The sequence below is a fragment of the Moorena sp. SIO1F2 genome (assembly GCF_010672755.1).
In the GTDB taxonomy this organism is placed as follows: Bacteria; Cyanobacteriota; Cyanobacteriia; order Cyanobacteriales; family Coleofasciculaceae; genus Moorena.
On sequence record NZ_JAAHFV010000552.1, the window covers coordinates 1 to 2785 of the forward strand.

General features: G+C 40.7%; 2 protein-coding genes and 1 pseudogene. 1 reads left to right on the top strand and 2 read right to left on the bottom strand.

Features of this window, described 5'->3' with window-relative positions; genetic code table 11:
* Nucleotides 1-224: pseudogene (locus F6J94_RS32585) on the bottom strand (glycosyltransferase WbuB); the annotation flags it as partial.
* 200 nt (nt 225-424) lie between these two features.
* A complete protein-coding gene (locus F6J94_RS32590) occupies nt 425-1519 on the bottom strand; it encodes a glycosyltransferase family 4 protein (protein WP_293047824.1) in 1095 nt (364 codons plus the stop codon).
* A gap of 970 nt (nt 1520-2489) precedes the next feature.
* On the opposite strand from F6J94_RS32590, the gene F6J94_RS32595 reads away from it, so the two are divergent.
* The gene (locus tag F6J94_RS32595) at nt 2490-2660 is read left to right on the top strand and encodes a hypothetical protein (protein ID WP_293047826.1); all 171 of its coding nucleotides are present in this window, start codon (nt 2490-2492) and stop codon (nt 2658-2660) included.
* Nucleotides 2661-2785: the final 125 nt, after the last annotated feature.

The following is a 2785-nucleotide window of genomic DNA, read 5'->3' on the forward strand; positions in this document are numbered from 1 at the left end:
TCAGTCTCAAAAGCATAGCCTGGTTGCCCAGTAAACACCTTAATATCTATGCCTTGTTTGCCCAATTGCATCACCAACTCTTGGATTAACTGGCCAGTAGCAGCATAGTCAGGAGGAAAAAACTGAGTTAGTACAGACAACCGCAGAGACTGCTCACTAACTGTTGTTGTTGGTAAGCAGTTTTTCATATGTTTCGATGTTTTTGGTTGTTTAATTAGAACCATAAGTCCACCTATAGTCTTTTCAACGGAAAGAGAGGGAGTGTGGAAAGTGTTGTAAATATCAGAAGTGTGGGGAGTGTGGGGCCCGGGCGCGGCAAGTGTGGGAAGTGTGGGAAGTGTGGGGAGATGGCCAGATGGGAAGATGGCCATCTGGCCATAAATGTTTACCATTTAGATGTAATCAGATGTAAACGGAAACAATATCATCGGTTTAAGGCCCCTTCCTTTGTCTCCACTGTTGTCTCCTTCGTTGAAGAGTGATGAACAGACTCCCATGCTCTCCAAATCATCAATCCCAGTAAAATCGTTGTGCTACCGACAATTACCGGACTCCGAGGAAGCTCAACACACACTAGAGCTAAACTGCCAACCCATAACGTTAGGGCGTAAATCAGTAACACCGTTACTCGATGAGACAAACCTGCCTTTAACAAACGATGATGGAGATGGCGTTGATCGGCCTGGAAAGGTGAGCTGCCGTGACATAATCTCAGGGTAATCACAGCAGACATGTCTAAAAGGGGTACTGCCAAGACCAGCAAGGGTAAGAGGACTGTGGTAGCTACGGCATCCTTAACCAATCCCATCACACTTAAACTAGCGATAGTGAAACCGATGAAGTAGGAGCCACCATCTCCCATAAAAATTTGAGCTGGATTGAAGTTGTAGTACAAAAATCCTAATAAACTCCCTACTAATGCCGCGCTAATCAGTGCTGCCTCAGTTTCCCCCATGAACAAACTGAGGAGGAAAATCATCACCCCAGCAATACCAGCCACTCCTGAAGCCAAGCCATCCAGTCCATCAATCCAATTTATGGCGTTGACAACCCCTGTCAGCCAGAGCACCGTCAGGGGTAAGCTGAGCCATCCTAAATGTACTATTTCCACTCCTGGAAGACTGACAACGCTAATCCGCAACCCCATTTCCCAAGCGACACTAGCAACTCCTGCTTGCAGTAACAAGCGCATTAAGGGCGATAAACTCACCAAGTCGTCGGTGACGCCAATCAAGAAAAAGCAGAAACTGCCGAGAACAACTGCCCAAACCTCTGAAGAAACGCCAGGGGGAAAATCAGCCAACCCTCCTAGACTCCATACTAAAAATAGAGCAAGTAAGGTGCTAGCACAAATAGAAATTCCCCCTAAACGCACCATTGGTTGTCGATGCACTTTACGCTCGGCTGGTAAATCCGTGTACTGATACTTGATGGCAGCCGCTTTAACTACAGGAATAGTATTGAAAACAATTAAAGCCGCGATAATGAAAGCAAGTACATAATATCCAGGGTAAACCATGGTGTAATAGCATAAGAATTACTACATCTGAGAACTAGGATTACCTCTAGACGCTCGTATTCGAGAAGCCTCTAATTTTTTTGCAAGCTGATTTGCTTGCTCTAATAAACTTGGTAAATTTCCACAATTAGAAGGCATACAAGCATCTAGATTTTCCATAAGCTGTTGAATCGTCTGGATCTACTAAGATCCAAAACAAAACCAGATCCGTCACCTGCACCAGCAATATTTATTACGGCGGTCGTAATTACCAGAGTGTAGTGCACTCCCAGGCAAAAGATTCAGTAATTAAGGTAAGATGCAATCAAAACCTGTTAATTACTCGGAGCCGTTTATGTAGTGACTGTAGGAATAGAGTTTATTCTCTTAGCTGATGAATAATATGCTATATTTTATTAGCCACTTATTCCTACTAAAATCAACAAAGTTTTCAGGATTATTTCAAATAAAAATATATTATTTTACTTAAAATACCATTAATTATATTATTAATACGCAAGTGTTGGTGCTACCAAATCAAAAAATGATTAATTAAGATAAGATTAACTCAAAACCTGTTAATTAGTCGGAGCCGATTATTTAGTAACTGTAGGAATAGAGTTTATTCTCTTAGCTGATGAATAATATGCTCCCTTGGGTTATCCTATCCTTTATACTAAGCTTAGGGATAATCTCAGGATTAATTTAAATTATTCCATCACTAAAAATATTAATAATCAGAGGTTAAAGATAGGTATAATAGAATGAAAAGCCACTTTGACAGCACTCGATATCCATTCGTGGTTAAAACAGACTTAATTTTTTCAATCCGTAATCATCCTTAAAAATCAGGTAAATATGAAGTCTTAAATTCACGATTACCTTCACTTTTGTACCGAATTATCAGCCTAAAATTAATGATACGTTTAAATTTTACCGATCACTTCCCTGCAAATTAGACCAATTCTTCAAAGGTGGAATAAAGATGCAGATGGGAAGATGGGGAGATGGGGAGATGAAATTGATGTGTAGCGTTGTGAGCGCGAATAATTGGTATTATATTTCTTGGCCAAGATTTAGAGACTATTTTAGAAATATAGCGTTTATCATAGTAATCAGGTACACAGAATTTTTTCCCTATTCCCTAATCCCTGTTCCCTAATCCCTGTTCCCTAATCCCTGTTCCCTAATCCCTGTTCCCTACTCCCTAATCCCTGTTCCCTAATCCCATTAACCCAGGACGAGGTAACTTACCCAAGGTCAAACTGCTATAATCAAGTATAATTA

Bases quoted from the DNA above. Each gene is read 5' to 3' on its own strand.
- F6J94_RS32590 (WP_293047824.1), bottom strand. From the start codon at position 1,519: ATGGTTTACCCTGGATATTATGTACTTGCTTTCATTATCGCGGCTTTA.
- F6J94_RS32595 (WP_293047826.1), top strand. From the start codon at position 2,490: ATGGGAAGATGGGGAGATGGGGAGATGAAATTGATGTGTAGCGTTGTG.